At 46.9% G+C, this 3,383-nt stretch carries 4 protein-coding genes and 1 tRNA gene; all 5 read right to left on the reverse strand.

Annotated features, from left to right (window positions below; genetic code table 11):
• A partial coding sequence (locus A3751_RS08330) for an AEC family transporter (protein ID WP_197466239.1) occupies positions 1-439 on the reverse strand: 439 nt, incomplete at its 3' end.
• A 25-nt stretch (positions 440-464) separates the two neighbouring features.
• A tRNA-Pro gene (locus A3751_RS08335) sits at positions 465-541 on the reverse strand.
• A gap of 131 nt (positions 542-672) precedes the next feature.
• Positions 673-1,029 carry a MerR family transcriptional regulator gene (locus tag A3751_RS08340; protein WP_068454302.1) on the reverse strand — a complete coding sequence of 119 codons (357 nt, stop codon included), beginning with the start codon at positions 1,027-1,029 and terminating at the stop codon, positions 673-675.
• Positions 1,010-1,312 (reverse strand): integration host factor subunit alpha, encoded by a 303-nt coding sequence (gene ihfA / locus A3751_RS08345; RefSeq protein ID WP_068454304.1) that lies wholly within the window; start codon positions 1,310-1,312, stop codon positions 1,010-1,012. Before ihfA ends, A3751_RS08340 begins: the two co-directional genes overlap by 20 nt.
• Before the next feature lie 3 nt (positions 1,313-1,315).
• On the reverse strand, positions 1,316-3,383 hold a 2,068-nt coding region (gene pheT / locus A3751_RS08350), incomplete at its 5' end, for a phenylalanine--tRNA ligase subunit beta (RefSeq protein ID WP_068454307.1).

Genomic DNA, 3,383 nt, shown 5'->3' on the forward strand with positions numbered 1-3,383 from the left:
TGCTGCCAGGCTTCAACATCCGCATGCCGACTGAAAAATGCAATGTATTTTCGACGATAAACAATATCACGGCAGCAGGTAACGCCTCTTCGCCAAAAGCAAACAGCAAAAGCGGTAGACCAAGATTGCCAGAGTTGCGAAACATCATCGGTGGAACAAAGGTTTTCCAGTTCAGCCCTAAAGCGCGAGCAACTGGAAGAGACAAAAATCCGGGAAGAAGGACAACAATACTTGCAGCGACTGCGAGAGCCCCATACTCAGCTAATTCAAAATCCCCTTGTGAGAGAACAGAAAAAATAAGAAACGGCGTAAATAACTCGATATTAATGGCATTTGCATGACTTAGCTCCGGGCTTCTTTTCCGGGCATATAAGAAGCCAATGAACACAATCAGGAAAACGGGCCCAACGATTTCTAAAAGCCGAACTAACAACTCCATCTGGCTGCCATAAAAAGAAGAGAATTGGTCGGGATGAGAGGATTTGAACCTCCGACCACCTACACCCCATGCAGGTGCGCTACCAGGCTGCGCTACATCCCGAAAACCACAAACGAACGTTTGTTGGAACGGCGAGAATCATAGCGTAGAGATGTTAATAAATAAACTGCAGAAATAAAAAAAGCACGCTGCTCTCAACGAGCGAACGTGCTTTCTTCGAATCAGGAAGGGACTTAGGAGTTTAAAACGTCGAGCACTTCTTCCAACTCAGCGATCATTTGCTTCACTAGCTGAGCGGATTGAACGTTACCATCCTCTTCGCCTTCGTTAGCCAGCTTCTGTTTCGCGCCACCAATCGTGTAGCCTTCATCATAGAGAAGACTGCGTATCTGACGAATCGTCAATACATCCTGACGTTGATAATAACGACGATTTCCGCGACGTTTGACAGGCGATAACTGAGGGAATTCCTGCTCCCAGTAACGCAGAACGTGTGCCTTAACGCCACATAGTTCGCTTACTTCACCGATCGTAAAATAACGCTTCCCGGGAATAACCGGTAATTCGTGATTATGACTGGGTTCCAGCATATTCTTCTACTTTCGCTTTCAATTTTTGACCAGGTCTGAACGTTACCACACGTCGAGCAGAAATTGGAATCTCTTCTCCCGTTTTGGGATTTCGTCCGGGTCTTTGTTTTTTATCACGTAAATCAAAGTTACCAAAACCGGAAAGCTTCACTTGTTCATTGTGCGCCAGAGCGTCACAAATCTCTTCGAAAAAAGCTTCCACCATTTCTTTAGATTCACGCTTGTTTAGACCGACTTCCTCGTACAAGCATTCGGCCATATCTGCCTTTGTCAAAGCACCCATGCTCTAACTCCTTATTTTTGCGTCAAACCTCTTCGAAAGCGCTGCCACAATCGAATCGAAGGCCTCTGTGACCTCTTCATCATTGAGAGTTCGGTCGGCACGCTGCCAATTCAAACCAAGCGCAATGCTCTTGAGTCCATCGCCTAAGTTGTCTCCAACATAAACATCAAAAACCTTGAGCCCGACTAAGCTTTCACCAGCATTCTCTCGAACAACCGCTTTAATATCCTGATAGGACGCTTCGCTGTTTATTAGAATCGCCAAGTCTCGTCTAACACCAGGGTACTTCGAAACTTCTGTAAAATTAGGCACTTGCCCTTTTACTAACTCTTCTAAGCGTAGTTCAAATAAGAAGACCGAGCCATTCAAATCAAAGGTTTTTTGCAATTTCGGATGTAATTTACCGAAATAACCGAGGATTTCACCGTTCTTAACAATCTGCGCTGACTGACCGGGATGCAAACCTGGATTCTCCCCCTTTTCAAACTGCACTTCCTTGTCGATCGAATAAAGCAAAGATTCCAAATCTGACTTCACATCATAAAAATCAACTGGGCGCTTTTCATTACACCAATTCTCTTCGGCTGAGTTTCCGACAACGACGCCGGACAACATGCGCGTCTGTTTAATGCCGCCATCCACATCAATAAACTTAAGGCCCGTTTCGAACAGCTTGATCCGCGCTTGCTGTCGTTTCTGGTTGTACTCCGCTGCACTTAACAGTCCAGTCCAAAGCGAGGTGCGCATAACACCCATATCAGAAGAAATGGGATTGGCCAGAGGAATTGCCTTATCGTTTGGCGCCAACTTCGCTTGGAGACCCTCTTCAACAAAACTATAAGTAATTGCTTCTTGATAACCCAAACTGACTAACCGGTCTTCCACAAAATGCATGGGTTGAACCGCCTCATCCTCAGGAATCAGACTCAGACCGCCCTGCGTCGTTGTTTTCGGCAAGTTGTTATAGCCATAGATACGACCAACCTCTTCTACCAAATCTGGCTCGATTGCAATATCAAAACGATAAGGAGGTACAGAGAACAGCCACTCATCACCCTTCTCTTCGAGCAAAACGAGACCTAGACGCGTCAAAATATCTTTCACTTCAGCTGCGGGAATAGCTATTCCTAAAAGAGACTCAAGCTTCGCTGCCCGCAAGCGAACCGTTCGCTCAACGGGAAGCTGAGATTCGTCTACTGTTTCAACTACCGGACCAGGCTTCCCGCCCATGATCTCAATTAAAAGCGCCGTCGCGCGCTCCATTGCCTTTTGCTGAAGTGTGTAATCCACACCTCGCTCATAGCGATGCGATGAATCAGTGTGGAGACCATATGAACGAGCTTTACCCGCAATGGCTAGTGGGGAGAAAAATGCGCACTCCAGGAACACATCCTTTGTTTCGCTAGTCACACCGCTATTTTGACCACCCATGATACCTGCGATCGCCAATGGCCCTGCTGCATCTGCTATAACCAGCGTATCGTTGCGCAAAGTAACGTCCTGCCCATCAAGAAGCGTCAACGTTTCTTCTTCTTTAGCGAAGCGAACATCAATGCCGCCCTGAAGCTTGTTTAGGTCAAAGGCATGCATCGGCTGTCCAAGCTCAAGAAGGACGTAATTGGTCACATCAACCGCGGGCTCAATACTTCTTAGCCCACTTCGGCGCAACTTTTCTGACATCCATAGAGGTGTCTTTGCTTCTGGGTTCACACCGCGAATGACTCTCCCTAAGTATTTAGGGCAGGCTTCCGAACCACTCAGAGTAACGGGAAAAGTATCCTCAACTTGCGCTGAAATGCTTTGCACTTCTGGCTCAGACACATCTAACTTACAAAGCACCGCTACTTCTCTTGCCAAGCCGGCCAAGGACAGGCAGTCACTCCGATTCGGAGTAAGATCAACCTCAATGGTGCTATCATTAAGTTTCAACCAGTCATAAACAGACTCGCCCACAGGAGCATCATTTGGCAATTCCATCAGACCATCTGAGTTTTCTGCCAGACCAAGCTCGGCCTCCGCACATAACATGCCGAACGACTCGACACCGCGAAGCTTAGCTTTTTTAATTTTA

It is taken from the genome of Oleiphilus sp. HI0080, assembly GCF_001635135.1.